General features: G+C 47.1%; 22 protein-coding genes. 15 read left to right on the forward strand and 7 right to left on the reverse strand.

Going from position 1 to position 26,947, the window contains the following annotated elements:
* Positions 1-7: 7 nt before the first annotated feature.
* Together H9J30_RS17160 and H9J30_RS17165 are read left to right on the forward strand one after the other, a co-directional pair.
* Positions 8-3,145 carry an efflux RND transporter permease subunit gene (locus H9J30_RS17160; RefSeq protein ID WP_240132114.1) on the forward strand — a complete coding sequence of 1,046 codons (3,138 nt, stop codon included), beginning with the start codon at positions 8-10 and terminating at the stop codon, positions 3,143-3,145.
* A 245-nt stretch (positions 3,146-3,390) separates the two neighbouring features.
* Positions 3,391-4,545, forward strand: coding sequence for a ribonuclease T2 (locus tag H9J30_RS17165; protein WP_240132115.1), 1,155 nt, complete (start codon positions 3,391-3,393; stop codon positions 4,543-4,545).
* A gap of 20 nt (positions 4,546-4,565) precedes the next feature.
* Here H9J30_RS17165 and H9J30_RS17170 read toward each other — a convergent pair whose 3' ends face one another.
* From H9J30_RS17170 to plsB, 3 genes are all read right to left on the reverse strand, one after another.
* Positions 4,566-5,348: a VOC family protein gene (locus tag H9J30_RS17170; RefSeq protein WP_240132116.1), complete on the reverse strand. Its 783-nt coding sequence runs from the start codon at positions 5,346-5,348 to the stop codon at positions 4,566-4,568.
* A gap of 132 nt (positions 5,349-5,480) precedes the next feature.
* Positions 5,481-6,737, reverse strand: coding sequence for a tryptophan permease (mtr, locus tag H9J30_RS17175; protein WP_240132117.1), 1,257 nt, complete (start codon positions 6,735-6,737; stop codon positions 5,481-5,483).
* Positions 6,730-9,159 (reverse strand): glycerol-3-phosphate 1-O-acyltransferase PlsB, encoded by a 2,430-nt coding sequence (plsB, locus tag H9J30_RS17180; protein ID WP_240132118.1) that lies wholly within the window; start codon positions 9,157-9,159, stop codon positions 6,730-6,732. Before plsB ends, mtr begins: the two co-directional genes overlap by 8 nt.
* Positions 9,160-9,320: 161 nt before the next feature.
* On the opposite strand from plsB, the gene lexA reads away from it, so the two are divergent.
* The 6 genes from lexA (at position 9,321) to H9J30_RS17210 (ending at position 15,452) form a co-directional block, all read left to right on the forward strand.
* Entirely contained in the window at positions 9,321-9,941 is a 621-nt protein-coding gene (gene lexA / locus H9J30_RS17185; protein ID WP_011074200.1) for a transcriptional repressor LexA, read from the forward strand.
* The gene (locus H9J30_RS17190) at positions 9,938-10,450 is read left to right on the forward strand and encodes a cell division inhibitor SulA (RefSeq protein ID WP_240132119.1); all 513 of its coding nucleotides are present in this window, start codon (positions 9,938-9,940) and stop codon (positions 10,448-10,450) included. Before lexA ends, H9J30_RS17190 begins: the two co-directional genes overlap by 4 nt.
* A gap of 403 nt (positions 10,451-10,853) precedes the next feature.
* Complete coding sequence (gene coxB, locus H9J30_RS17195; protein WP_240132120.1) at positions 10,854-12,395, forward strand: cytochrome c oxidase subunit II; 1,542 nt, start codon at positions 10,854-10,856, stop codon at positions 12,393-12,395.
* 9 nt (positions 12,396-12,404) lie between these two features.
* Positions 12,405-13,997, forward strand: a complete 1,593-nt coding sequence (ctaD, locus tag H9J30_RS17200) for a cytochrome c oxidase subunit I (protein WP_240132121.1) — start codon at positions 12,405-12,407, stop codon at positions 13,995-13,997.
* Position 13,998: 1 nt separating this feature from the next.
* Positions 13,999-14,580 carry a cytochrome c oxidase assembly protein gene (locus H9J30_RS17205; RefSeq protein ID WP_240132122.1) on the forward strand — a complete coding sequence of 194 codons (582 nt, stop codon included), beginning with the start codon at positions 13,999-14,001 and terminating at the stop codon, positions 14,578-14,580.
* Complete coding sequence (locus tag H9J30_RS17210) at positions 14,577-15,452, forward strand: cytochrome c oxidase subunit 3 (protein WP_240132123.1); 876 nt, start codon at positions 14,577-14,579, stop codon at positions 15,450-15,452. Before H9J30_RS17205 ends, H9J30_RS17210 begins: the two co-directional genes overlap by 4 nt.
* A gap of 46 nt (positions 15,453-15,498) precedes the next feature.
* On the opposite strand, the gene H9J30_RS17215 is transcribed toward H9J30_RS17210, so the two are convergent.
* Complete coding sequence (locus tag H9J30_RS17215) at positions 15,499-15,729, reverse strand: DUF2909 family protein (protein ID WP_240132124.1); 231 nt, start codon at positions 15,727-15,729, stop codon at positions 15,499-15,501.
* On the opposite strand from H9J30_RS17215, the gene H9J30_RS17220 reads away from it, so the two are divergent.
* From H9J30_RS17220 to H9J30_RS17240, 5 genes are all read left to right on the forward strand, one after another.
* Entirely contained in the window at positions 15,728-16,555 is an 828-nt protein-coding gene (locus H9J30_RS17220; protein ID WP_240132125.1) for an SURF1 family protein, read from the forward strand. The genes H9J30_RS17215 and H9J30_RS17220 overlap by 2 nt on opposite strands.
* Positions 16,556-16,631: 76 nt before the next feature.
* Positions 16,632-17,177, forward strand: coding sequence for a hypothetical protein (locus H9J30_RS17225; protein ID WP_240132126.1), 546 nt, complete (start codon positions 16,632-16,634; stop codon positions 17,175-17,177).
* The gene (locus tag H9J30_RS17230) at positions 17,177-18,169 is read left to right on the forward strand and encodes a COX15/CtaA family protein (protein ID WP_240132127.1); all 993 of its coding nucleotides are present in this window, start codon (positions 17,177-17,179) and stop codon (positions 18,167-18,169) included. The genes H9J30_RS17225 and H9J30_RS17230 overlap by 1 nt, the downstream gene beginning before the upstream one ends.
* A gap of 2 nt (positions 18,170-18,171) precedes the next feature.
* The gene (gene cyoE, locus H9J30_RS17235) at positions 18,172-19,068 is read left to right on the forward strand and encodes a heme o synthase (RefSeq protein WP_240132128.1); all 897 of its coding nucleotides are present in this window, start codon (positions 18,172-18,174) and stop codon (positions 19,066-19,068) included.
* 56 nt (positions 19,069-19,124) lie between these two features.
* Positions 19,125-19,766 (forward strand): SCO family protein, encoded by a 642-nt coding sequence (locus H9J30_RS17240; protein ID WP_240132129.1) that lies wholly within the window; start codon positions 19,125-19,127, stop codon positions 19,764-19,766.
* Between the two features lie 44 nt (positions 19,767-19,810).
* Here H9J30_RS17240 and H9J30_RS17245 read toward each other — a convergent pair whose 3' ends face one another.
* Positions 19,811-20,857, reverse strand: coding sequence for a polysaccharide deacetylase family protein (locus H9J30_RS17245; RefSeq protein ID WP_240132130.1), 1,047 nt, complete (start codon positions 20,855-20,857; stop codon positions 19,811-19,813).
* 22 nt (positions 20,858-20,879) lie between these two features.
* Between H9J30_RS17245 and H9J30_RS17250 the strand changes: the two genes are divergently transcribed.
* Both H9J30_RS17250 and H9J30_RS17255 read left to right on the forward strand, forming a co-directional pair.
* On the forward strand, positions 20,880-22,247 hold the full coding sequence (locus H9J30_RS17250; protein ID WP_240132131.1) for an MATE family efflux transporter: 1,368 nt from the start codon (positions 20,880-20,882) through the stop codon (positions 22,245-22,247).
* Positions 22,248-22,324: 77 nt separating this feature from the next.
* The gene (locus tag H9J30_RS17255; RefSeq protein ID WP_240132132.1) at positions 22,325-24,262 is read left to right on the forward strand and encodes an alpha/beta hydrolase family protein; all 1,938 of its coding nucleotides are present in this window, start codon (positions 22,325-22,327) and stop codon (positions 24,260-24,262) included.
* Positions 24,263-24,327: 65 nt separating this feature from the next.
* On the opposite strand, the gene nfuA is transcribed toward H9J30_RS17255, so the two are convergent.
* On the reverse strand, positions 24,328-24,906 hold the full coding sequence (gene nfuA / locus H9J30_RS17260; RefSeq protein WP_037431276.1) for a Fe-S biogenesis protein NfuA: 579 nt from the start codon (positions 24,904-24,906) through the stop codon (positions 24,328-24,330).
* Between the two features lie 251 nt (positions 24,907-25,157).
* On the reverse strand, positions 25,158-26,906 hold the full coding sequence (urdA, locus tag H9J30_RS17265) for a urocanate reductase (protein ID WP_240132133.1): 1,749 nt from the start codon (positions 26,904-26,906) through the stop codon (positions 25,158-25,160).
* Between the last annotated feature and the right edge of the window lie 41 nt (positions 26,907-26,947).

Below are 26,947 nucleotides of genomic sequence, written 5' to 3' on the forward strand. Positions count from 1 at the left end.
GCGCATTATGTTGAAATATATTATCGAGGCCTCGATTAGACAAAGGCTCATGGTGCTCATTATCGCCATGATGATCACTTTATGGGGTGTACAGGAGCTGCGCAAAACGCCGCTTGATGCCCTGCCGGATTTATCCGATGTACAAGTAATCATCAAAACAACCTACCCCGGCCAAGCCCCCAAATTAGTGGAGGAACAAGTCACCTACCCACTATCGACTGCGATGCTCGCCGTACCCGGTGCCAAAACCGTGCGGGGCTTCTCGATGTTTGGCGACTCCTACGTCTATGTGATTTTTGATGATGGCACCGATATCTACTGGGCCCGCTCACGGGTACTCGAATATTTAAGCCAAATCGGCAGTAGACTCCCCGCGGGAGTACAGCCGTCCCTCGGTCCCGATGCCTCTGGTGTGGGCTGGGTGTTTGAGTACGCGCTGGTCGATCGCTCCGGCAATTTAGATCTCTCACAACTCAAAAGTCTGCAGGATTGGTATCTCAAACTTGAGCTGCAAAGTGTCGCAGGTGTGTCCGAAGTCGCCACTGTGGGTGGGATGGAGCAAACCTATCAGGTAGTGCTCGAGCCAGACAAAATGGCGATCTATAAACTCGATATTGCCAGCATCAAAAATGCCATTGAAAACTCGAATAGCGAGGCAGGCGGTTCCGTAGTGGAAATGGCCGAAGCCGAATATATGGTGCGCGCTAAGGGTTATCGCCAAACCCTAGAAGACTTTCGCGAAATCCCCTTAGGCATTACTAGCCCTTCTGGCACCAGTTTAACCCTAAAAGATGTGGCAACCATCCGCAAAGGTCCCGCTGCAAGGCGCGGCATTGCAGAACTCGACGGCGAAGGCGAAGTCGTCGGCGGCATTATTGTCATGCGCTACGGTGAAAACGCCCTGAGTACGATTGACGCAGTTAAAGCCAAGCTAGAGGAATTAAGCGCTGGATTGCCCGAAGGTGTAGAAATCGTCCCGACCTATGATCGCTCAAATTTAATTTTGAAATCCGTTGATAACCTGTTCAACAAGGTCGTTGAAGAAATGTTGGTCGTCGGGCTGGTGTGCCTGCTATTTTTGCTGCATGCACGTTCAACCTTAGTCGCGATAGTGACCCTACCGCTTTCGATCCTGATCGCCTTTATCGTGATGAATAAGCTAGGAGTGAACGCCAACATTATGAGCCTTGGAGGCATCGCGATTGCTATCGGCGCTGTCGTCGACGGTGCAATTGTGATGATTGAGAATCTACACAAACATTTGGAGCAATTTCACAGCGAGCATCAGCGCGAACCTAATGTGAAAGAGCACTGGCGCATAGTCACACAAGCTTCAACAGAAGTGGGCCCAGCGCTATTTTTCTCACTCCTGATTATCACATTAAGCTTTGTGCCTGTGTTTGCTCTCGAAGCGCAGGAAGGACGCTTGTTTGCACCGCTGGCCTACACCAAATCCTTTGCGATGGCAGCCTCAGCCATTTTGGCCATCACACTGGTACCTGTGTTGATGGGCTTTTTTATTCGTGGAAAAATCCCTAGCGAAAACAAAAACCCCATTAGCCGAGTGTTAATCGCCCTCTATAAACCAGCTCTTAATCTAGTGCTCAGCTTCCCTAAAATCACTATCGCTTTGGCGCTATTGGCTTTAGTCAGCGCTTGGTATCCCTTCACGCGCATGGGGAGTGAATTTATGCCTGAACTCGAAGAAGGCGATTTACTCTATATGCCAACAGCATTGCCAGGGATTAGCGCCAGTAAGGCTGCCGAAGTGCTACAACAAACCGACCGCTTGATCAAAACCGTCCCCGAAGTGGCTCGCGTTTTTGGTAAAGTGGGACGCGCCGAAACTGCGACCGATCCTGCACCATTGACCATGCTCGAAACCACCATCATGCTAAAACCCCATGAAGAGTGGCGTGAAGGTATGACCTTAGATGGCATCATTAATCAGTTGCAGCAAACCGTTAAAGTCCCCGGCTTGACAAACGCTTGGGTGCAACCTATCAAGACCCGTATCGACATGCTATCAACGGGGATTAAAACGCCTGTCGGGATCAAAATCACTGGTGCCGATGTCAATGAGCTGCAACAGCTTGGCACCCAAATTGAAGCCATTCTTAGTCGGATGCCACACACTAAATCAGCCTATGCCGAGCGCACCAGTGGCGGACGTTATATCGATATTACCCCCAAATTGGATGTCGCGGCCCGCTACGGCATGAACTTACAGGATATTCAAGATGTTGTGCGTTACGCTATTGGCGGTATGGATATAGGCCAATCAGTGCAGGGAGCAGAGCGCTATCCAATTAACCTGCGCTACCCACGGGAACTGCGCGACAATATTGAAAAACTGCGTGAACTGCCAGTCATCACTAAATCGGGGAATTATTTACCGCTACGTAACTTAGCAGAGATTGAGATCACCGAAGGCGCGCCAATGCTCGCAAGTGAAAATGGTCGCCTTATCTCTTGGGTATTTATCGAAATAGAGGGAACCTCCATTGGCGAGTATATTACTAGCGCCAAGCAAACTCTCAGCGCCGAACTTAACGTGCCGCCCCGTTACAGCTATAGCTTTGCGGGCCAGTACGAGTACATGCAGCGGGTCGATGCCAAACTCAAGCAAGTGATCCCAATGGCATTAGGGGTCATCTTTATCCTACTGATGCTGACCTTCGGCTCCACCATGCAAGCAAGCATGATCATGCTAAGCCTGCCGTTTGCCTTAGTTGGTAGCACTTGGCTGTTGTATCTGCTGGATTACAACATCTCGGTTGCCGTCGCGGTTGGTATGATCGCCCTTGCGGGCGTGGCGGCGGAGTTTGGGGTGATCATGCTGGTCTATTTAAATAACGCCATTAAGCATCGGCAGGATAACAATACGTATCACAGCGTTGAGGACTTAAAAGAAGCCCTAATTGAAGGCGCTGTGATGCGGATACGTCCTAAGGCGATGACGGTTGCCACCATCTTCTTCGGCCTATTGCCCATTATGTGGGGCGCAGGTTCGGGTAATGATGTGATGCAAAAAATCGCGGCGCCCATGGTCGGAGGAATGGTCACGGCCCCAATTCTGTCGCTATTTGTACTGCCGGCTCTGTATTTGCTCGTTTACTCGCGTAAATTAAAGCAAGTCGCTTAATAAACGGCATTAGATAACATCGAACCCCTAATGAGTCACGTCTTAGGGGTTTATTTATCTTAAGGCAATACCAGTATTAAATTATCTATTTCATCATGTTAAAATTTTTATATAACATCAAGTGTTAATGTTTTCAGGTAGCGAGTCGCTCCCCATCAATCCCGATTAGCGAATCTCACTGTTTCACGGCACAATAGCAATATGCAACACCATGTTTTTCTCCATAGCAGAAAGGATGCCCGCGAATGACAGCTTTATTTTCACTCCCTATCCGCAAAAGAGACTCGCAATCCGTCACGCTTTGCCGCCATTTACAGGGCTTACTTGGCTTATTGCTTATTGGTTTAACCCCAATCACAACTGTCGCCGCCCCAGCCACAGGTGAGTTTATTGCCAATAAACGCTGTGAACTGTTTCAGTCTAAAAATAAACAAACTAATCCCGATGATTGGCAAAGCAATATTGGAGAACGTTATCCCGTAGCCGAACTGTTAGGCAACAGCGCAAATCCTGACTGGCTTCGCGTGCGCACTAATGCTATTACCTCGCCACTTCGTTGGATCAAAGGTGATTGCGGGCAATATCATGCAAGTGTAGCGGTGGAGGCTTATCAGCCCTCATCCTCCGGTAAGCCAGTGCAAACCACCACAGCTTCAGATATCAACGCCATCAATCGTGAAAGCCTAAAAGAGCATGGCACACCAGAAAAACGCCAAGGCAATCTGTGTCAAATCGAGGATAATTATGACTCCCATGTGCTCGCCCTGAGTTGGCAGAGCACCTTTTGCGAACTCTATGGCAGCCGTAAAGCCGAATGTCGTGCCTTACGCCAAACCACTGATGCGCCACAATGGCAACACTTTAGCCTGCATGGTCTCTGGCCGAATCGCCAGCAATGTGGCACTCGTTATGGTTTTTGCAGCAGCGTGAAACAACAGCCGAGCGATTTTTGTGATTATCCCGAGGTGCTACTCAATGCCTCATTACAAAAGAATCTAGAAGAAGTCATGCCAAGCGCCCGCTACGGCACCTGTTTAGAGCGCCACGAATGGTGGAAACACGGCACCTGCCGCGATCAAGATCCTAATGACTATTTCTTACTGGCGACCCAATTAACCCAAGAGGTGAACACTTCGGCATGGGTTAAAGAGTTTATCCAACAAAGAATTGGTAAAAAAGTCACGCAAAAAGAGCTGAATCAAAGCTTTGATGCAAGCTTTGGCCAAGGCGCGCACACGAAAGTAACCTTAGACTGTGCCAAAGGACTCTTAAATGAAATACGGATTAATCTTCCCCAAGAGATCAAGCTGTCAGACTCAATACCAAGTCTGCTTGCCAAAGCACCAAAGGCAAAAAAGACGAATTGTCCTGATCCGTTATTAATTGATATGCCAAACTAACTCACTGACTTTCACTATGCTCACTCATTTTCATTATGCGCTAAGTGAATTATCGCAAACGTAGCACCTTGAGCGTCGGCAATGACAGCAAAACGTCCCACATTAGGGATATCGCTCGGCGGCACACACAATTGCGCTCCGAGCGCCTGAGCCTTAGCGGCAATGTCATCGCAATCAGCCACCCTAAAATAAGGCATCCAATGGGCCGGAATATCTCCCCATTCAGGCATAATCTTCATCATACCGCCGATGGATTGCCCCTCTGTTTGCCATTCAGTGTAATCAATGCCGGGCACATCGCTGGTAACTGTAGTCCAAGGAAACACCTTAGTGTAAAAGTCCGCTTCATGGCTCGGTCTTCGGCAGGCCAACTCAACCCAACAAAGCGTATTTTCTTCCCCTTGCCGACGCGAACCCGAGTGATGTTTCGCTTGCCATAAGGCAAAGCGCGCACCTTCGATATCGCTCACCTGCGCCATCACACCTGCATCACCCACAACATGAGGCCCCATATGCAATTGACCACCTGCAGCCAAGATTGCGGCGATACTTGCATCGATATCTTTCACCGCGAAGTAGATCCGCCAATGGCTTGGGGTCTGAGACTCAGATTGAGGGATTTGGTACATAGCCCCTAAATCGTCCCCTTGTAGATTAAATAACGAGAAATGCCCCATGGGGATTGGCATTTCTACCGCATTCCAACCAAACAGTGCGTGATAAAACGCCTGTGCCCCCTGCCAGTCATGGCTCGCCAGTTCGACCCAACAGGCCTGCCCCTGTGCGTACTGAGTAATCCTCATTACAGACTCCAATCAAACAGATAATGTGTTCGAGTTAAGCTGGAGTTTGCACAACTGTCCAGTTTTGGTGATAAAAAGATGAATATAAAGAAAAAGCCCTCAATTTGAGGGCTTGATTCGTAGACAAAAAACTTAGGAGAACTGCGGCAATAGATTCGCCATCGCGAGTAGATGACAAGCCCCTGTCACTACGCCGTATAACACCACAAGAATAATTAATGGTGTGCCACCAAAGACTCTAAAACCTTGAGAGTTAGGGAACTGTTGTCTCGATTTATAGGCCATCAGCGCTGGCACTATCACAGCCCACACGGTTGCCGCTAAGGCTGCAAAACCAATGGCAATCAAAAAGCCATCGGGGAATAACAAACCGAATACTGTTGGCGGCACAAAGGTAACAATCGCGGTTTTCATCCGGCCTGAGCGCGAATCATCAAAACCAAACAAATCAGCTAAGTAATCGAATAAACCGAGTGTGACACCTAGGAAAGATGAAGCGACGGCTAAGTTGGCAAATAGCGTTAACATACTGTTCAACCAACTACTTTCTATCACTTTCGACAGTGCGCCGACGAGCACCCCCATATTGCCGCCTTGGGCAATAATCTCGCTAAATTGGCTGCGGGGAATATTGCCCATAGTCGCCACTAACCAACAAACGTAAATAATCAACGCGATAAAAGTACCAACAAAAATGGCCTTAATAATGGTAGAGGCATCTTTGCCGTAATACTTCACCAAGCTAGGCACGTTGCCATGATAACCAAAACTGGCGAGCCCAAAGGGTAATGCAGCCCATAGATATGGAATAAAACGTTGATTTCCATCCGGCTCGAGTAACTTAGTCACATCGATCTCAATCAGTAGGTTACCAATCGCGAGGAAGAAAGTGATGATCATCCCACCGAGCATAATGGTTGTTATGCGATCGACAGCCTTAGTGCTAATCAACACGATACAGGCGAGCACCACCGCAAACACTAATCCGGCAACACTTTGGGGTAGCTCAACCCCCATCCCTTGTAGGCTATGGTTTACTATCGAACCACCACCGCTGATATAGGCGTAGGTTAAGATGTAGAGCACAAAGGCGATAGAAACCCCGTTCACTATACGCCAGAACTGGCCAAGGGTTTCCTTGGTGAGGGTATCGAAACTTGCGCCTGGCTCGAAATGTAAATTGGTTTCGAGCAGCAACAGCCCCGACATCAACATACAAAACCAAATACCCAGCAACATCAATATCGAATAGCCAAACCACATGCCTGAGCCAACAACGGGCAATGAAAACATCCCAGCCCCGACTGTGGTACCGGCAATAATCATGGCGCCACCGAGCAGAGACTTACCTACCGGCTTATTTTTAGCCGCATTCATATGGTTAGCCATTAAACGATTGCTCCGCGGTCACGCTGGCGACTATCGTTTGTCTCACCGAGGCTCTTAGTAAATTATTGGCTTGATCTCTAATACGCTCGACATCGGATTTATCTTCTTTACCAGAGAAATAACCTAATTCTTTTAGTTTAACACTCAAGGTGTTATAGAGTTTTTTATCGTAAAACTCAGGCGCGGTAATACCATGCAACGCCCCTAAACGTTGAGCCAGCAGATGGCTTTCAGACTCAAGATCTGAGCGTTCCATTTTAGGTCTATGGGCAAGTAAATTGAAAATAATCGCATAGCGTTGCAATGTTTCGTTGACGCTTCCGGCCAACAATAGCATTTGGCTCGCGCGCTCAGTCGCAACCGACAATAGCTCGGTTTCTTCAACTAAACCTTGCTCAATAAACAGATCCAACACCTGATCCACGTAGCTTGGGAGATCTTTGATCCCCATGAATAACTCAGCCTTCAACAGCGGATAGAAGTCGTTCACAACGCCAAAGATTTGCGCCCTTGAAATCTGTTTATTGTTGATTAAACAGCTCGCAATTAACGACGGAATAATAAATAGGTGAATAATATTATTACGATAGTATGTCATTGATATTGCTTGTTTCTCATCAATTGACACTATTTCACCTAAAGGATCGGCGCTGATGGAAAACTTATTGAGCTCAAGTCCTTGCTGCACTAAATGCTTGCCATCACCTTCAGCCACTGAAGTAAACGAAGTGTAAGGCACACGCTTAAGCAGAGTTAGGTACAAATCTAACTGACGCTCTAACAAACAACGCTCCAACGCATTTTGCTCAGACGCCAGCAACACTAAACTGGTTAACGTGATAGAGCTGGCCGCGGCGGCATCATTAATGCGCGTCATCACCCGATTAGCCAATACGTTAACCGCAGGGGTTAACCATGTCGGTTTTTGCTCTGGATCATCAGCCACTTCAGTGCGCCAGTTTGGCGCGGTTTCATTCAAGAAGTTCTGCAATGTAATCGGCTCACCAAAGTTGACATAACCTTGGCCAAAATTACCTAATTTACGAATAGCACCAAAGACTTGCCATACAGACTCTTTCTGCTTTTTCTTACCGCTCAGCTCTTTATGATAGGTTGCCACTTCCATCACGTGATCGTAACCTAAATACACAGGCACTAAGGTGACGGGGCGTTCAATGCCTCGCAGCACACTGTTTATTGTCATCGCAATCATACCCGTTTTCGGTGCCAACAAACGCCCTGTGCGAGAACGGCCCCCTTCGGAGAAATACTCCACCGAATATCCCTTAGCAAACAGCTGATCGAGGTATTCACGGAACACGGCCGTATAAAGTTTATTGCCGTTAAAACTACGGCGGATAAAGAAAGCACCGCCACGGCGGAATAACGGCCCCGCAGGCCAGAAGTTTAAGTTGATGCCCGCAGCAATATGCGGCGGCACCATACCTTGGTAATACAAAATGTAGGATAACAGCAGGTAATCCATATGGCTGCGATGACATGGCACATACACAATCTCATGGCCATCGTGGTGTAATTGTCGAATTTGCTCGGCACCTTTGATATTGATACCGCTGTATAACTTGTTCCATAACCAAGTGAGGAAACGCTCGGCAATCCGCACTAGGCTATCTGAATAATTTGCAGCGATTTCATCAAGATATTCAATGGCGGTTTCACGCGCTTGGGTTTCGGAAATCTTCTTACTGTTCGCTTCTTCTTGAATCGCCTTACGTAAGGATTCAGATTTAAGCAGAGAATCGAATAACGCCTGACGATTGGGCAACACAGGACCCGTCATCACCTTACGTTGGCGGCGAAAATGTACCCTAGCCACTCGAGCCAATTTGTGGGCAATACCCATATCGGTACCATGCTCATCAGCCATGTAGCGCAGTGACACAGCATTGGAAAACTGCACAAAGTTGTGACGACCTAAAAATAGAATCATCAAACATTTACGTAACCAAGTAGGATTTTCGCGCTCCAGCACCGCGGCCTTCATTGTGTCATCTTCTTTACCAGGAGTACGACCCCAATACAGACTGACAGGTACCAGTTGAATATCTAACTCAGGCTTCTCTTTATGCACCGCCAACAGGCGCATAAAACATTCTAGGAAAGGCTCGTTACTCGCACGATCACCAAATAACGGTTTACGCCCTTCAAGGCACACCACACGAGGCGCCACTACGCCATTAACTACTAAAGGCTCGTAGGGGCTTGGCAAACCAAGCTTAGCGGTGATCTCGCTTAAAGCCGCAATATCACTGAGGGATTCTGTTTTCATTACATAGGCGAGCGGTCTGGAGGCATCCAGATTCAGATCAGCAAAGGGATCCTGCGGCACAACAATGGTGTGCACTAAGTATTTTTGGATCCAGCGTAATGATTTCAACCAAAGAGAGTCTTGTTTAGGCATTATTCTTATGCAATGTAAGTACGTTCATTAGCCCAATAGAATACCAGATTCTAGGGAATATTCGCTAATACTCTCCAATCCCGTTAAAAAGTGGTTAATACTTGCACTATGAATAATACTGTATATACTAACAGTAACTGTATAGAAAAACAGGAAAGATCATGAGACCCTTGACGCCACGCCAAGCTGAAATTTTAGAGCTGATTAAACGTAATATTGCCGAAACAGGCATGCCACCCACTCGGGCCGAAATAGCCACCCGCTTGGGTTTTAAAAGTGCAAATGCCGCTGAAGAACACCTTAAGGCATTGGCAAAGAAAGGCTGCATCGAGATCATGCCCGGCACATCCCGCGGGATCCGTCTCCCTGTTGAGGAAGAAGATAACAGTGAAACAGGACTGCCACTCATAGGTCAAGTGGCTGCAGGCGAGCCCATTCTCGCTCAAGAACACGTAGAACAGTATTACCAAATCGATCCTAGTATGTTCCACCCGACAGCCAATTTCTTACTGCGCGTTAAGGGTGACAGTATGAAAAACATCGGCATCCTCGAAGGTGATCTGCTCGCTGTTCATAAAGTACAACAAGCTCGCAATGGACAAGTCGTCGTTGCTCGCGTAGACGATGATGTAACAGTCAAACGCTTTGAAAAAAAAGGAAATGTAGTCTATCTACATGCCGAAAATGAAGACTATTCACCCATTAAAGTCGATTTGAGTTTCCAAAGTTTAACCATTGAAGGGCTCGCCGTAGGGGTGATCCGCAACGGAGATTGGCTATGAACAAACTATTAGGTAATGCCCCGCGTCACCCCGGTTTATGGCTCGATACTGTTCGGGACGCAGATAGTGATTGGCAGCATACGCCAATTGTCACTATGCCAACCCAGAGCCAAGGCCGCCAAGAACTGACACAACTGAGCAAACAACTGGCCCAACTGAGCCAACAGGGAAGATGGATCGTGTTGATTAATCCACCCAGTATTGGTTACAAGCAGCTATTGGCAAATGCAGGCGTCCGTATGGATCGAGTGTTACTGGTGCACGCAAAAGATGAAGTCGAAACCCTGTGGGCAATGGAAAAAGCCTTAATCAGCGGTACTTCTAGTGCTGTGATAACTTGGAGCCATGCCCTCGATGCCCGCGACAATCGTCGTTTACAAATTGTAGCAAAGAGCGCTCGTGCAATGGGAATAGTGCTCGAAGGTACAACAATTGACTTGCCTTCAGATGCCAATCTCACACAATCCACCAAATTTACTCAACCCGCTTTTTTCAGCTCTGTTCATTAAAATTTCGTACTCCGTATTTAGCCTTGAAAGCCGCCTCACCAATGAAAGTGAGGCTTTTTTTGGCAATTTTTCAGACAATTAGAAAAAGAAGTGATCTTGATCAATTTTCAAACAGCAAGTATGGTTGATTAAGGCGTGGATAATAAATCGCCAGTTTAGGCGTAGATATCGAGTTTTTATCGAACATCACTCGCCCAAACAAATTGAGAAGAATGGGTTTATTCAGCAGTATGTGCCAGTGTGGCTAATACCAGCAGTAACAATACTTGATCATAAGTAAGCCGCCAACGCACGTTGAAGTCAGAAACACTTTTTTGGGAACTGAAGAGTTTGCATAGAGTTGAGACTTACTGTGTTGCTCTTCTTTGTAGTTGCTATTCGCAATTGGCAGAGGAGAAATCTTGTGAAGCAATGGTTGTATTGTTTACTCGTGGTGCTATTCGCCCCACCGTTGGCCGCATCGGACATGCGGTACAACATGACACCTGGCGTAACAGAAATCAGTGGCAAGGTATACCACTTGCACATGACGATTCTGTATATCTGCTGCGCGATAGGCTTAGTGGTTTTTGGCGTGATGATTTATGCCATGATCAATCACAGAAAATCCAAGGGCGCGGTCGCCTCTCACTTTCACGAAAGCACTAAAGTTGAAATTGCTTGGACGGTAATTCCGTTCGTCATTTTGATTTTGATGGCTATTCCAGCAACTAAAACGCTTATTGCAATGGAAGACCCTAGCAATGCCGATCTAACGGTCAAAGTGACGGGCTCCCAATGGAAATGGCATTATAGCTACTTCGACCAAGATATTGAGTTTTACAGTATTCTCGCCACACCAAGACCTCAAATTGAAGGAAATGAGGTTAAAGGTGAGCATTACTTACTCGAAGTAGATAAACCCCTTGTTCTGCCGGTAAATAGAAAAATTCGTTTTTTGATGACCTCTGAAGATGTTATCCATTCATGGTGGGTACCTGATTTTGCAGTGAAAAAAGATGCGAATCCTGGGTTTATCAACGAGGCTTGGACACGTATCGACAAACCCGGTATTTATCGCGGTCAATGCGCCGAACTTTGCGGTAAAGATCATGGATTTATGCCCATAGTTGTCCAGGCACTTCCTGAGGCGGAATTTGATGCTTGGGTCAAAGAGCAAAAGCAAGCAGCCAATGCCGCGGCACAAGCCGCACAAGCTTCACTATCCAAAACCCTGAGTAAAGAAGAGCTGATGACGCAGGGCGAACAAGTTTACCTTGGCCACTGCGCAGCCTGCCACCAACCGAATGGCGAAGGTCTTAAAGGCGTATTCCCACATCTTAAAGGCAGCCCGATTGCAGTGGGCCCGCTCGGTGCTCATATTGAAATTGTGCTCAATGGTAAAGCGGGTACGGCGATGCAAGCCTTTAGCAAGCAATTGACTACACAAGAAATTGCCGCAGTGATTACCTATGAGCGTAATGCTTGGGGAAATAACACGGGTGATGCTGTACAGGCTAAAGACGTTGATGCCCATCAATCAGCTGGCAGTAGCAATACTTCTTCTGCAACAACGGCTGCCACACAAGTTCCTCAAGCTGCAACCCATTCAGTAGAACCCGTGATAAATGTCGATCCCGCTAGCCTTCCCATGCTCAGTCATGAAGTGCTAATGGCCGAAGGGGAAAAAGTCTATGTCACTTTCTGTGCAGCTTGCCACCAAGTCACTGGTGCAGGCATGCCCCCCGCCTTCCCAGCACTCGTTGGCAGTGCTATTGCAACAGGCCCAGTCGCCAATCACATCGACATAGTGGTTCAGGGTAAAACGGGCACAGCCATGCAGGCATTTGGTAAACAACTCTCCCCGCAACAGCTTGCTGCCGTGATTACCTATGAGCGCAATGCATGGGGCAATAATACTGGCGATACAGTGCAACCCGCTGATATTGCTCGCCATGGACAGTAGGGGATTAAGATGAGCACACTGACTCAAGATCAAATTGCCGCCCATGATGAACATCATCACGGTGCACCCAAAGGCATCATGCGCTGGATACTCACGACTAACCATAAAGATATTGGCACTCTGTATTTATGGTTTAGCTTTATTATGTTTTTAACCGGTGGCGCGATGGCCATGGTGATCCGCGCCGAACTCTTTCAGCCCGGATTACAACTCGTTGAACCTAACTTTTTTAATCAGATGACCACGGTTCATGGGCTGATTATGGTATTTGGCGCGGTAATGCCCGCCTTTACGGGGCTCGCGAATTGGCTGATCCCCATGATGATTGGGGCACCTGATATGGCGCTACCGCGGATGAATAACTGGAGTTTTTGGATCCTCCCATTCGCCTTTACCATTCTACTTAGCTCATTGTTTATGGAGGGAGGCGGCCCCAACTTTGGCTGGACCTTCTATGCACCACTCTCGACCACTTATAGCCCTGACAGCACAGCGTTATTTGTGTTCTCCATCCATATTATGGGCATCAGCTCGATTATGGGTGCGATCAACGTGATCGTGACCATAGTCAACCTACGCGCACCAGGCATGACTTGGATGAAGCTACCGCTATTCGTCTGGACTTGGTTGATTACCGCCTTTTTGCTTATCGCCGTCATGCCCGTACTCGCGGGTGCGGTCACTATGGTATTAACCGATAAGTTTTTCGGCACTAGCTTCTTCGAGGCCGCTGGCGGTGGTGATCCCGTGATGTTCCAGCATATTTTCTGGTTCTTCGGTCACCCCGAGGTTTACATCATGATTTTGCCGTCCTTTGGCATCATATCCGCCATCGTACCGGCCTTTAGCCGCAAACCATTATTCGGCTATGCGTCCATGGTGTATGCGACTGCCAGTATTGCGATTCTGTCCTTCCTCGTGTGGGCGCACCATATGTTCACCACTGGTATGCCGGTGTTTGCCGAGTTGTTTTTCATGTATTGCACTATGTTGATTGCAGTACCCACCGGAGTAAAAGTGTTTAACTGGGTGGCAACCATGTGGCGTGGCTCCCTCAGTTTTGAAACCCCAATGTTATTCGCGGTGGCCTTTATTATCCTGTTCACTATTGGCGGCTTCTCTGGTTTGATGCTCGCTATAACCCCCGCTGACTTCCAGTATCACGACACTTACTTTGTCGTAGCTCACTTCCATTATGTGTTAGTGACAGGTGCAATTTTTTCCATTATGGCGGCAGCTTATTACTGGCTCCCCAAATGGACCGGCCATATGTACAGCGAAAGGTTAGGCCAATGGCATTTCTGGTGTTCAGTCATTTCGGTCAACGTGTTGTTTTTTCCGATGCATTTCTTAGGTCTTGCGGGAATGCCAAGGCGTATCCCCGATTACTCGATTCAATTTGCCGATGTAAACCAAATCGTCTCGATTGGGGGTTTTGCCTTTGGTCTATCTCAGCTGATTTTCCTCGTACTGGTAATTAAGTGTATCCGAGGTGGTGAAAAGGCCCCCGCCAAGCCATGGGAAGGCAGCGAAGGCCTAGAGTGGACGCTGCCAAGCCCCGCACCCTACCACTCTTTCACCACGCCACCCGAGGTGAAATAACATGCAAAACCAACCCAATCAGCCCAACATCAAGTCAAACCGTAAGCTTATCAGCCTACTGGTGTTGGGCTGCCTTGCGATGTTTGGCTTTGGGTTTGCATTGGTGCCACTCTACGATGTGCTGTGCGAAAAACTGGGGATTAATGGCAAAACCTCTAATACCGCCAGTAATTACCAAGCAATTACGGTAGATAAGAACCGTGTGGTGACTGTGGAGTTTATCTCACAGGTATCAACGGGCATGCCGTGGAAGTTTGAGCCACAAACTAAACGGCTCGATGTGCATCCAGGTGAACTGATCCACACGACATTTTTAGCGCAAAACTTATCGAATAGGCTGATTGTGGGTCAGGCGATACCATCAGTTTCACCTGGGCAAGGGGCGGCCTACTTCAATAAAACCGAATGTTTTTGCTTTAACCAACAACACTTAGCGGCAGCGAGTCGCGCTGAGCTGCCGTTGATTTTCTTCGTGGACCCTCAATTGCCTGAGTCGATCCACACCTTAACCCTCTCTTACACCCTCTACGACATTACCGACAAGCAGTTAGCGTCTGCCATAGAGCAAGGAGCTGCAAAATGACCACTAAACATGAAACTTATTATGTCCCCGCCCAGAGTGCATGGCCAATTGTGGGGGCTATTGGCTTATTCTTAATCGCCTTTGGCGCAGGGCAGTTTGTAACACAATTAAAATCCGGCAACTCTGGAGGTGGATACATCCTATTTGCGGGAATTGCCGTGATCTTATTTATGCTTGTAGGCTGGTTTAGAACCGTTATTCAGGAATCGATGACGGGCCTTTACTCCCATCAAATGGACAGATCGTTTCGCCAAGGCATGAGCTGGTTTATTTTCTCCGAGGTGATGTTTTTTGCCGCCTTCTTTGGTGCGTTATTTTACGCCCGCATGTTTGCAGTGCCTTGGCTTGGCGGGGCATCCAACAACGCCATGACCCACGAAATCCTATGGCCGAATTTTGAAGCCGTTTGGCCACTCCTAACCACTCCTGATGGTACAAAAACCACAGCGATGCCGTGGAATGGTTTGCCTTTAATCAACACCATTGTACTGCTAACGTCATCAGTCACCTTACATTTTGCCCATATCAGCTTAGAAAAGGGTAAACGTTCGGCCATCATACTCTGGCTTGGGCTTACGATTTTGCTAGGGATTAGCTTCCTTGCCTTACAGGTTGCCGAATATCGCCATGCTTACGAGGAAATGGGGCTGACTCTGACTTCAGGTATCTATGGCAATACCTTTTTCCTGTTGACGGGCTTCCATGGCATGCATGTCACTTTGGGGACTATCTTTCTATTAGTCTTATTTTTCAGGGTGCTAAAGGGACACTTTAGTGTCGATAAGCATTTCGCCTTTCAGGCTGGCAGTTGGTATTGGCACTTTGTCGATGTGGTTTGGCTCTGTCTGTTTATTTTTGTGTATGTGCTTTAAAACGATATCAAAACAATATCTTAGCATTTAACGCCAAATATTAAGATTAAGGTGTGGGATTGAGGCCAATAAGCCCAGTCCCCAGAGCCACCAGCAAGAGCAGGATAACCAGTACAGAAAACATCACCCTGCGGCCCAAATAGTGGCTCATAGGCACTGGATTATCAGCGGTTTGATCGCCACCTTTAACCATAATAATTAAGGCTCTGCCTAGATTAAAAATGATAAATAACAACAACAGTACTAAAACACACTTAAAAATCAGTGGGATATTCATGCACTATCCTTATATTTCTCTGCCTAAATTGATTTGGTTGCATAGGGGGGCCTTGCTACTGCTGATATTGACTGTGGTGCTATTCGTGATTTTGGTCAAGTTAGGTTTATGGCAAATGGACAGAGCCGCTGAAAAAAACCAGCAACTAGCAGATATGGAAGCAAGGCAAACCGCTCCTGTGCTTAGTATTGAAGCGCTATTAAACAAGCTAGATAGCGGCAGCATGACGGGTTACCGCTTACAAGTGCAAGCAACACCTATTAATCAACAAATATGGTTACTCGACAATCAAATCTATCAAGGACAAGTGGGTTATTTGGCCTTTCAGATTTTGCAAATTCGGCACGAAGAAAATAGTGCACTCACACCAGATCAACCTTGGCTGTTACTCGAGCTTGGTTTTATCGCCGCTAAATCTCACCGTGATGAATTGCCCGAGGTAACCCCTATTACAGGTGATTTAGTGCTAATAGGTCGACTCTATCAAAAGCAGATCAATCCCTTAAGCCATCATTTACTGGCAGAACCCTTTACCACACCACAAGGTGAGCGAATTCGTTTTCAAAATCTTAATCTGCCCGAGATGGCCAAGATGCTAGGGCATCCAATCTTGCCCGTGGTGTTGCAGCCTGATGCTTTAGCGAATCTCTTACCAACACCAGCATTACCTCACCCTTGGCAACCCTTCCCCTTGTCGGCACAAAAGCATTGGGGCTACGCACTGCAATGGTTTGCAATGGCGACCGTATTTGCAGGACTGATGGGCTGGCAGGGGATTAAGTACGTCAAAAAATCACGCTCACGCCATCAACTACATAAGGACTAGGCCAAAACAGAGCAATAGCAAAATACTGATTATAAAAACTAAACAATTAATTAGGGATAGTGCAAGAGGAGCAAATATGAACTCCCAAAACAAAACCAAATACCGCGCACTGGGGTTATTACTACTGGCATTTATTGCGCCTGTAGTCATCGCTAAGTTAGTACTGAGCTTGCATTGGTATCACGGCGGCGCTACCAATCACGGTGAGTTAATTAGCCCAGAGACCAGTTATGCCAGTCTAGGCATGACTAATCCTATGCCTAAGGAATGGCAATTGCTGTATTTACTGCCCGCCCTATGTGATGAAGCTTGCCGCGAACGTCTGTATATCCTGCGCCAAAGCCATACGGCCTTAGGACCTGATCAGGCTCGGGTCGCGCCCCTCATTCTTGTGAATCCCGATAGCGACTTAACTGCATTAAATGCCTTTGACTTCAACACACAGCCAGCCAATCAAAGCCTCAAGGAGTGGCTTGATCAACAGCAACTTATTGTTGTTGACCCACTTGGTTCTCTCGTTTTGCGCTACCCCCAAGTACAAGGTAAAGCGGCGCATTTAGCCCAAGGTAAAGCACTGGTCGCCGATCTGCGTAAGCTATTAAAACTCTCGAGGGTAGACTAATGCAACTGACTTGGCTTCTACGTATTACCTTATTTTTTACCCTGTTAGTGATTTTAATGGGGGCTTACACACGACTTTCGGATGCGGGTTTAGGCTGTCCAGATTGGCCGGGGTGCTACGGCCATATCAAAGTTCCCACCCAAGACCATGAGATCTCCCATGCTCAAAGCCTATTTCCTGACCATGATATCGAGCCAGAGAAAGCCTGGCTTGAAATGATCCATAGATATATTGCTGGCGGGCTCGGCTTGCTAGTGTTATCCATCTGGGTTTTATGTTTAAAAACCCCAGAAGCACCGAAAAAGTTACCTCTGTTCATAGTGTTGCTTATCCTGTTTCAAGGGGCGCTAGGCATGTGGACAGTGACAATGAAACTCATGCCTATCGTGGTAATGTCGCATCTTATTGGTGGCTTTAGCCTGATTTCACTGCTGCTACTCCTCTATCTTCGCACTCGACCGCGGCGGATTGTGGCGAGTGGCACCTCGGTTCAAAATCTCGCCCCCTTGGCATTAGTCAGTCTATTTGTCCTCATCGGTCAGATCATGTTGGGGGGCTGGACGTCGTCAAACTATGCCGCCCTCGCCTGTACGGTTTTGCCTATTTGTGAAGGTAACTGGATGGACAACCTTGCCATCGCCGATGCGTTTTCTCCTTTCCAGGGCCAACACCCCAGCTTTGAATTTGGGGTACTGGATTACCATGCGCGCATGACAATCCATATTGCCCATCGTATCGGTGCCATTATTACCGCCAGCCTGTTACTGCTGCTTGCCTATCGATTATTTGTCAGCACTCAACTCAAGGCACTCAGTCTGTTGCTGGTCGGCTTATTGGTACTGCAAGTCAGTTTAGGGATTTCAAATGTGGTGATGCATTTACCACTGGGAATTGCCGTATCCCACAATGGCGGCGCGGCATTATTGCTACTTACCCTAGTCGCAATTAACTATTTTCTTTGGCATCAGTCATCTTCAACTTCGAGGGTTTAACCATGGCAAAACCACTCTCAATCAGCAGTCAGCCTAGTGTTAATGTGGCATGGCGTGCCTATTTTGAAATGACTAAGCCCAAGGTGGTGGCTTTAATGCTACTCACTGTCTTAGTCGGCATGTGCTTAGCGATGCCAACAATATTACCCGTACAACCTTTGATCGCAGGACTTTTAGGCATCGCGATGATGGCGGGCTCAGCTGCGGCCTTAAATCATCTGATTGATCGACGCATCGATGGCTTGATGGCGCGCACTTACAATCGTCCACTCCCCAAAGGGCGGATCTCCGCAACGCGCGCACTAATATTTGCCGCCGCCTTAGGTAGCCTTGGTTTCGTGATTCTGTATCTTTTCACTAATCCGCTCACCGCTTGGCTCACCTTTGCTAGCTTGATTGGATACGCGTTGATTTATACCGCTTATTTGAAACGGGCCACGCCGCAAAATATTGTGATTGGCGGCTTAGCAGGTGCCATGCCACCGCTGCTTGGTTGGACTGCTGTCACTAATCAATTCCATGGTCATGCGCTCTTGCTGGTGATCATTATCTTCCTGTGGACACCGCCGCATTTTTGGGCACTGGCGATTCACCGGCGCGCTGAATATGCCAAAGTCGATATTCCCATGCTGCCCGTCACCCATGGGGTAGAGTTTACTAAAACCTGTATTTTGCTCTATACGATTTTGCTGGCGATTGCTTGCCTATTACCCGTCTTGGTGGGGATGAGTGGCCCACTGTATTTCGTCTGCTCTAGTGCGCTCAGTTGTGGCTTTATCTATAAAGCGTGGCAATTAAAGTATCAGGATCGCGAAGGGTTGGCGATGCAGGTATTTCGCTTCTCGATTTATCATTTGATGTTGTTATTTATGGCATTACTGCTCGACCACTATTTGTGAGCCTAAGTTGCAGTACAAGATTGCCATCGCAATCAAGAATGTAGGAAGGACAAGGTATGCAAAAAAGAATCCCCAATACGCTGTTAGTGATCGCCATACTTTTGATAGGGCTCGGCGGGCTTTTGGCTGTGAAGCTCACCCCACCTAAACCCGTTGAATTACAAAGTGGTTTTCTGTTTCCTAATGCTTTCGGTCTCGCGCCATTTGAGCTTGTTGATCAACATCAACAGGCTTTTACCAATGCTAATTTAACAGATCAGTGGAGCTTATTTTTTATCGGTTTTACCTACTGTCCCGATATATGCCCGACCACCTTAAACAAGCTTGCCGCCGCTTACTCTGAGCTTAAAAAAGTTGCGCCAATTCAGGTGGTATTTTTATCAGTCGATCCCAAACGGGACACACCAGATAAACTGCTTAGCTATGTGAATTTCTTTAATCCTGAGTTTAAGGCTGTCACGGGTGAACAAACCCAAATCTTCCCACTCACCCGCAGCTTAGGACTCACCTACGCTATGGTCGGTGAAGGTGAAAATTATCAAGTCGACCACAGTGCTGGCTATGTGCTGGTGTCTCCCCAAGGCACGCGGGTGGCGGTGTTTAAACCCACGGCGGAGTTAGGTCAAGCCCCTCAAGTCCTCAACGAAGCCTTGATCAGTGATTTCGCAAAAATCGTTAGCAGCTATAAACCGCAGTGACTATACCAACCAAAGTGACTGTCGTTATTAAATTAAACGGCGCACTATTCCTTTATCCAAGTACCATCGTCTTTGGGTCTCACCCACGGCTGTGAAAACCAGTAAAAACCATTGTGAGTCTTGCTCGGCGCCGTACAGTTGTAACGGGAACGACCAGCGGGCAAAGCTAAGTCGGCTTGAATGCTAAACTCGTTTTCGCTTAACCAAGTGGGAGCCTTAGCGCCTTGTCCTTGGATATAACACATTAATTGTTTGGCGGAAATATCGCTCATATCGAGCTTGACCTTTAGCTCTGGACGCCATTGCCCGCCCTTAAGCTCAGGATCACTTGGCGTTTGTGCCAGCACAGGCATATTTAAACTGTATAGCTTGGCTTTAAGGCTTTTTAAATCAGCATATTGTCCCGCAACCGGAAAACGCGGTAGCGCCGTTAATGGCGAGTACGGGCCTGCAGCACCTGATTGCTGGCCAAAGGCAACAAAACCGTTTTCGGTCAGCATGTCTTGAACCGCTTGATTGTATTCGCCATAGGGATAGGCCAGCATTTTAAAATTCTGCCCAGTCGCCTCACGAATCGCGTTTTCGGTGTCCAGAATATTGGCCTTAATTCGCGCTAGCCATTGTGATTGGGATTCGTTGTCTAAACGGCGGATCAGATGTTCATGGGCCCAACTATGGTTAGCAATAGCGGCCCCTTCCTTGGAGAGCTGAATTAATTCTTCCCAAGTCATCATCTCGGTAAACTTTTGTTTAATCGGCTCAATTGCCACAAATAAGGTGTAGGGAAAACCAAATTCCTTTAGGATAGGATGCGCTGTGGTCGCAATGCTGCGATAACCATCGTCGAAGGTGATCGCGACCGTTTTGGCGGGCAAATCTTGTTTATTTTTTATCGCCTCAACCACCTGCGATAACGACACCACCTTAAAACCATCGTCCGCCAGAAACTGCATTTGCTCACGAAATTGTGCTGGCGTGACGCTCGTTGCCGCCGGCGTGGTGTGTGACACATGGTGGTACTGTAAAATGACCACGGCATTGGCTGAAAAAGTCATCAGTCCGAAGAGTGCCAATAACGCACGTTTAACCATAATGTGAACACCTCTAATATCAATGACTACTGCAAAATCCACCACACTCACGCTGCTATTTAATGGCACCAAGAATCGCCAACTGTTCGCGCTTGCACTGCCGATGATCCTCTCCAATATCACGGTTCCGCTATTGGGATTGGTAGATACGGCTGTCATCGGCCATTTGAGTGACGCCTATTATTTAGGGGGTGTTGCACTCGGGTCAACGATTATCACATTAATCATTTGGTTATTAGGCTTTTTACGGATGGCAACCACCGGCTTAGTCGCACAGGCCTATGGTGCAAATGATATTAATGCCCAATTAAAACTGTTGGTTCAAGGCGCCATGCTGGCGACAGGGCTTGGCATCGCGGTAATCCTGCTACAAGTCCCGCTTCTCAGTTTAGCGCTCAGCTTCTCCGAGGCGAGTGTGGAAGTGGAGCGTTATTGCCGGGAATATTTTCAGGTTCGCGTTTGGTCGACGCCATTCGCCCTGCTCAATTTAGTCATGCTGGGCTGGCTCCTTGGCCGGCAACAACCCAAGGCGGCGATGTGGCAGCTTATCTTCGCCAATGTGGCTAACATCATCCTCGATGTGCTGTTTGTATTAGGATTCGGCTGGGGTGTAAAAGGCGCAGCACTCGCCTCAGTATGCGCCGATATCACCGCCTTTAGCGTTGCGCTCTACATGGTATTACAACAAGTTAAGTTAATACCAAACTACCCATTTGCCGATATCCGCGACCATATACGCTTAACTGGTTTTGGCCAGTTGCTTAGGCTCAATAGTGATATTTTTATCCGCAGCCTATGCCTGCAAGCCGCCTTTGCCTTTATGACCTTTCACGGCGCAGGCCTTGGGGACAATACCGTCGCAGCCAATGCAGTGTTATTGAATTTACTGCTATTAATCTCCTATGCCCTCGATGGCATCGCCTATTATGCCGAGGCGGAAGTGGGCAAAGCCTATGGCCAAAAGCGCGCGCAGCAATTGCATGAAGCCGTAGTGCTGGCATGGTGTTGGTCTGCCATCACGGCTCTTGGTTTTACCCTGATATTTAGCCTTTGGGGAAGCCATATTATCGAGCTGTTGACCAGTATTGATGAGGTCAGAACCACAGCACATACTTATCTGATTTGGTTGGTATTGCTACCGCTTTGGTCTTTTAGCTCTTACCTATTCGATGGGGTTTATATCGGTGCAGCGCAGGGCAAAGTGATGCGTAATAGCATGATTATCGCCACTTTTGGGGCCTTTTTCCCAACATGGTATTTACTGCAGGCATTATTATTACCCGAGCAAGCTAACCATGCCCTCTGGGCAGCAATGACCGCCTTTATGCTCACTCGTAGCCTCACCCTTGGAGTGCATTATCGCTTTAGTAAGACATTTATTCTTAATTAGTTCTGTAAAGACAGTAGCTTACTTAGGTTTCCCCAGTTAAGATACGTGCCATTGTTGTAATACAAATGTGACATGTTATGAAAAGGATTTTACCTTTGTTACTCATGTGGCTAAGCCTGCCACTGATTGCCCAAACCGTTCCACAGCTTCCTGTCGAGGCCTTTGCCAGCATTCCCGATGTGAGCTCTGTGCAATTATCTCCCGATGGTAAGAAAATTGCCTCTATCGTTCGGGTAGAGCAGCCCAAACTCAAAGGCACAGTTGTCAGCATTCTCAATTTAGAAACGGGCGCAAAAGACGTTGCAGTTCATACCGATAATCAAAAATTTGTCCTGTTATCATTACAATGGGCAAATGACACAACCTTGCTGATCAGCGCTAAGTTCCCGGCAAACCGTGACGGCACGCCTACAACCGAAACCCGTCTAGTTAAGTACGATTTAACCACTAGAAAAACCTCGAGTGTACTTGCTCGTAGTGTTATCGAGCGACTTAGTTGGATCCCTCAACATCAAGGGCAAATTATCGATCTGATGCCTGATGACTCGGAACATATTCTGCTATCCCTTGATGGCATGGGCCAAAAAATGGGAGAAGACAGCGTACTCAAAGTCAATCTATCACAGGGGAAATCCTCCTATATTCAAAATGCTAAGCGTAATATCATCGGCTGGATTACCGACAGACAACATAAAGTCCGTATTTCCATCTATAACGATGATACTGAATACCGCATCTATGAGCAGCCCGAGCAAAAATCCGAGTCCCGTTTGCTCTGGAGCTTTAAAGCCTTCTCCGAAGACAGTATCTGGCCACTGGGCTTTGATGCCGACCCCAATATTTTGTACGTTCGCGCCTATCACAAGGGCTATGAAGCCATCTTTAAGGTGAATTTAACCGATCCTAAACTCACAAAGGAGCTGGTGTACGCCAACGAAGATACCGATGTTGAAGGCGATCTCATCTATTCACAACTCAAGAAAAAAGTCATTGGGATCAGTGAGGGCGATGGCGAGGAGTATACCTTCTGGGATCCTGAATATGCGGGTCTACAAAATGGGCTGAAAGCGGTATTACCCAATGCCCACAACTACATCACTCAATTTAGCGCCAATGAACGCCGCTATATCGTCTACTCCACCAGCTCGACTCAGCCAGGCACCTACTACTTTGGTGATCGGGATGAAAAGGCGCTATTTCCGATTGCCGAGAGATATAGCCAGCTCAGCACTGAACAACTCGCAGACACGCAATACTTAAGCTACGAAGCGCGGGATAAACTCAAAATCGATGCTTACCTGACTGTGCCTAAAGGCCTTGAGGCGAAAAACTTACCAACCATTATCTTCCCCCACGGCGGTCCCATTAGTTACGACAGTAATGACTTCGATTACTGGGCACAGTTTTTTGCTAACCGCGGCTACGCAGTATTCCGGATGAACTTTAGGGGCTCAGCCGGCTACGGCTATGAGTTTATGAAAGCCGGCCTAAAAAGCTGGGGGCTCGAAATGCAAAACGATGTGGAAGATGGCACGCGTTACCTAATCAATCAAGGGATTAGCGATCCGCAACGTATCTGTATTGTCGGCGCGAGTTATGGTGGTTATGCAGCACTAATGGGCGCAGCAATGACACCCGAACTGTATCGCTGCGCAGTGAGTGTCGCAGGGGTAACGGACGTAGCTAACTTGGTTAAATCCAGTCGTCGATATACCAACTATGAGGTTGTTAAAGAACAGATTGGCAATGACTTTAGCGCCCTCTACGAACGCTCGCCCATCAGCAAAGCCGATAAGATCACTATCCCAGTATTACTACTGCATGGTGACAAAGACAGAGTGGTCAAGGTACAACAAAGCCGTGAAATGTTTGACGAACTGAAATCCTTAAAGAAGAACGTCGAATATATTGAACTTGAAAATGGTGACCACAATTTAAGTAACAATGACCACAGGTTAACCACGTTCAAGGCGCTGGATAAGTTTTTAGCAGATAACCTAAAAACTCAGTTGTAGCATCAAAGCCAAATATAAAAAACGCGACTCAAGGTCGCGTTTTTTATTTAGCTCAACTCAAAAGATTAAGCGTAAGAGTGCTCACCGTGTTGGTGATCGGTTACGTCACGCACACCGGTTAATTCACCAGGGAACATATCTAACAATTGTTTTTCGATACCATCCTTTAAGGTGATATCCACTTGCGAACAACCGTTACAACCACCGCCAAACTGCAATACCGCAACACCTTCGCCAGTGATTTCAACCAACATAATGTTACCGCCATGGCTAGCTAACTGTGGGTTGATTTCAGATTGGATCACGTATTCGATACGCTCCACTAACGGCGCATCACCCGCAACTTTACGCATTTTCGCGTTTGGCGCTTTAAGAGTTAATTGCGAACCTAATTGATCGGTTACAAAGTCGATTGAGGCTTCTTCTAAGAAAGGCGCACTCTTTTCGTCTACCATAGCGCTAAAACCATTGAATTCTAATTCAATATCGTCGCTTTCAACGGCATCAGGCGGGCAGTAAGACACGCCACACTCTGCTTGTGCGGTACCTGGACTTATCACAAATACACGAATATGAGTGCCTTCAGGTTGATCTGCTAACAACTTTACAAAATGGGCTTGAGCCGCATCGGAAATCGTAATCATGGAAACCAGCTCCGTCAGGGGATACCTGAGTGTTTTAGTAAGAATTAGCCGTATGATACTCCTAGTCACTCACGCTTTGTAGTCCCCTTGGGCGCAAGTTTATGGATTTTTGCCATAGTGATCACGATTCAAGCCTTATTAAGCAATTTATAAATAACACTTAAACATCAGCATTATGCATGAGTAAACAAGCATTAATAAAAAGAAAAGCGACTCAATTGAGTCGCTAAAAAGATCCGATAAAAGACAAATTATTTTGCGGCTTCTTGTCCTGCGATACGGCCATAAACAATGATATCTGTATACGCATTGCCACCGAGGCGATTGGTTCCATGGGTTAAACCAGTCACTTCACCCGCAGCAAACAAGCCCGGAATCACCTTTCCTTGTTCATCCAGTACACGAGTACGTGTATCCACTACAAGGCCGCCCATAGTATGGTGCACGGAAGGTGTCGCTTTTAAAATCCAATAAGGTCCTTTACTTAAATCGACTAATCCTGAGCGATGATTAAAGGCCTCATCCTTTCCTGTTGCGGCATAGTGATTCACATCTTTAATCGTTGATAACAGCTTATCTTCAGGAATATTAAAGACTTTAGCGGCTTCTTCTAGGGTATCGACCTTGTACATTAGCCCGTCTTTGGTGAATTCCTTCAGTTCACCTTGATGCATTTCAACTGTATGGGCAACGTTTTCAATGTCTTGATTCCAAAGCACATAAGTATAGCGGCCAGGCTGGGCTAGAATAGCCTGTGAAATCACATCTCGGCGCTCCAATTCCTCAACAAAACGCTCACCCTTCTGGTTGATTAACACCGCTCCAAAGAAGCGAGAGTCTGCAATCAAGGCAATCGCGCCCGAGGTTGGGCTACAAATAGGATATGACTGGATATAGCCCATATTTTTCGCCGCTGCGTGAATTTTCTCTGCCATCACAATGCCATCACCGGTGCCGCCCGCATGGCCTGTACTACCATAACGCTCGTCGAGTTCAGGATTGTATTTCTTGCGCATCTCCATATTCGAGGAGAAACCGCCCGTTGCAATCACAACACCGCGTTTAGCATGGTAAGTGATGGTTTTGCCATTATGTGTCGCTTCTACACCCACAATTCGACCTGTTTGATCTTGGATTAACTTTTCAGCCTTAGTATTGGTATGGATCGGTAAACCAACTTCATCAGCTTTAATCGAAAACTTACTAATGACCTCAGCCCCAGTATGACCTTTAGGGATTAATGCCCGTTTAACGCTGTGTCCACCAAACTGAAATAATTGATCTGGGTAGAATTCTACTTTGACGTAATCCCTTAGCCATTCTGCTGCACCGACGGCATTATCGACCATGGTTTTAACCATTTCAGGATCACCTTTGAAATCGCCACCTTTTAGCGTATCGCTGATAAACAGCTCTTTGCTATCGGTAATTCCCATATTTTTTTGCACCCAACTACCGGCCACATTCATCTCTGCGCCAGAGATCAATGAGTTACCACCAATAATTGGCATTTTCTCAATAATAACGGCGGAGCGACCTGCGGCTTTCGCCTCTAAACCCGCGCTAAAACCTGCTCCACCCGAGCCAATAATCACCACATCATAGGTATATTCTGCAGGGGTTAGCGCCTCACTTTTCTTAGCAGAAGCCGTTGCAACAAGAGTGACACCCGCGGCTTCAATACTTTTACCCACGGCTTCTTTAAGCGCTTTAGACGTTACGGTGGCGCCTGCAATACCGTCAACCTCGATAGAGTTATTATCAATAATCGCCTGTTTAACATCTTTAAATACGGCACCAGCAAGGACTTTATTTTCCTTTTGCTTCAGTACATCAATCGCCACAATATGCCCGTCTTTGAATGTGGTTTCGACCTGCACTTCGCCATGCTTGCCTTGAGCGGTTCCTTGGCTTTTTACTATTTGATGGGTAACTTGACAACCGGTAATAATTGCTGTTGCAGTGACAGCAATACCAATAATGGATTTTTTATAATGCATTACAATTCCCTTATTATTTTTGATGAAAAAAATAGAACAAC

Source organism: Shewanella cutis (genome assembly GCF_022410515.1).
GTDB classification, from domain to species: Bacteria; Pseudomonadota; Gammaproteobacteria; order Enterobacterales; family Shewanellaceae; genus Shewanella; species Shewanella cutis.

Excerpts from the sequence above, each read along its gene's own strand:
- H9J30_RS17160 (WP_240132114.1), top strand. The coding sequence starts at position 8 with ATGTTGAAATATATTATCGAGGCCTCGATTAGACAAAGGCTCATGGTG.
- H9J30_RS17165 (WP_240132115.1), top strand. The coding sequence starts at position 3,391 with ATGACAGCTTTATTTTCACTCCCTATCCGCAAAAGAGACTCGCAATCC.
- H9J30_RS17170 (WP_240132116.1), bottom strand. The coding sequence starts at position 5,348 with ATGAGGATTACTCAGTACGCACAGGGGCAGGCCTGTTGGGTCGAACTG.
- mtr (WP_240132117.1), bottom strand. The coding sequence starts at position 6,737 with ATGGCTAACCATATGAATGCGGCTAAAAATAAGCCGGTAGGTAAGTCT.
- plsB (WP_240132118.1), bottom strand. The coding sequence starts at position 9,159 with ATGCCTAAACAAGACTCTCTTTGGTTGAAATCATTACGCTGGATCCAA.
- lexA (WP_011074200.1), top strand. The coding sequence starts at position 9,321 with ATGAGACCCTTGACGCCACGCCAAGCTGAAATTTTAGAGCTGATTAAA.
- H9J30_RS17190 (WP_240132119.1), top strand. The coding sequence starts at position 9,938 with ATGAACAAACTATTAGGTAATGCCCCGCGTCACCCCGGTTTATGGCTC.
- ctaD (WP_240132121.1), top strand. The coding sequence starts at position 12,405 with ATGAGCACACTGACTCAAGATCAAATTGCCGCCCATGATGAACATCAT.
- H9J30_RS17205 (WP_240132122.1), top strand. The coding sequence starts at position 13,999 with ATGCAAAACCAACCCAATCAGCCCAACATCAAGTCAAACCGTAAGCTT.
- H9J30_RS17210 (WP_240132123.1), top strand. The coding sequence starts at position 14,577 with ATGACCACTAAACATGAAACTTATTATGTCCCCGCCCAGAGTGCATGG.
- H9J30_RS17220 (WP_240132125.1), top strand. The coding sequence starts at position 15,728 with ATGCACTATCCTTATATTTCTCTGCCTAAATTGATTTGGTTGCATAGG.
- H9J30_RS17215 (WP_240132124.1), bottom strand. The coding sequence starts at position 15,729 with ATGAATATCCCACTGATTTTTAAGTGTGTTTTAGTACTGTTGTTGTTA.
- H9J30_RS17225 (WP_240132126.1), top strand. The coding sequence starts at position 16,632 with ATGAACTCCCAAAACAAAACCAAATACCGCGCACTGGGGTTATTACTA.
- H9J30_RS17230 (WP_240132127.1), top strand. The coding sequence starts at position 17,177 with ATGCAACTGACTTGGCTTCTACGTATTACCTTATTTTTTACCCTGTTA.
- cyoE (WP_240132128.1), top strand. The coding sequence starts at position 18,172 with ATGGCAAAACCACTCTCAATCAGCAGTCAGCCTAGTGTTAATGTGGCA.
- H9J30_RS17240 (WP_240132129.1), top strand. The coding sequence starts at position 19,125 with ATGCAAAAAAGAATCCCCAATACGCTGTTAGTGATCGCCATACTTTTG.
- H9J30_RS17245 (WP_240132130.1), bottom strand. The coding sequence starts at position 20,857 with ATGGTTAAACGTGCGTTATTGGCACTCTTCGGACTGATGACTTTTTCA.
- H9J30_RS17250 (WP_240132131.1), top strand. The coding sequence starts at position 20,880 with ATGACTACTGCAAAATCCACCACACTCACGCTGCTATTTAATGGCACC.
- H9J30_RS17255 (WP_240132132.1), top strand. The coding sequence starts at position 22,325 with ATGAAAAGGATTTTACCTTTGTTACTCATGTGGCTAAGCCTGCCACTG.
- nfuA (WP_037431276.1), bottom strand. The coding sequence starts at position 24,906 with ATGATTACGATTTCCGATGCGGCTCAAGCCCATTTTGTAAAGTTGTTA.
- urdA (WP_240132133.1), bottom strand. The coding sequence starts at position 26,906 with ATGCATTATAAAAAATCCATTATTGGTATTGCTGTCACTGCAACAGCA.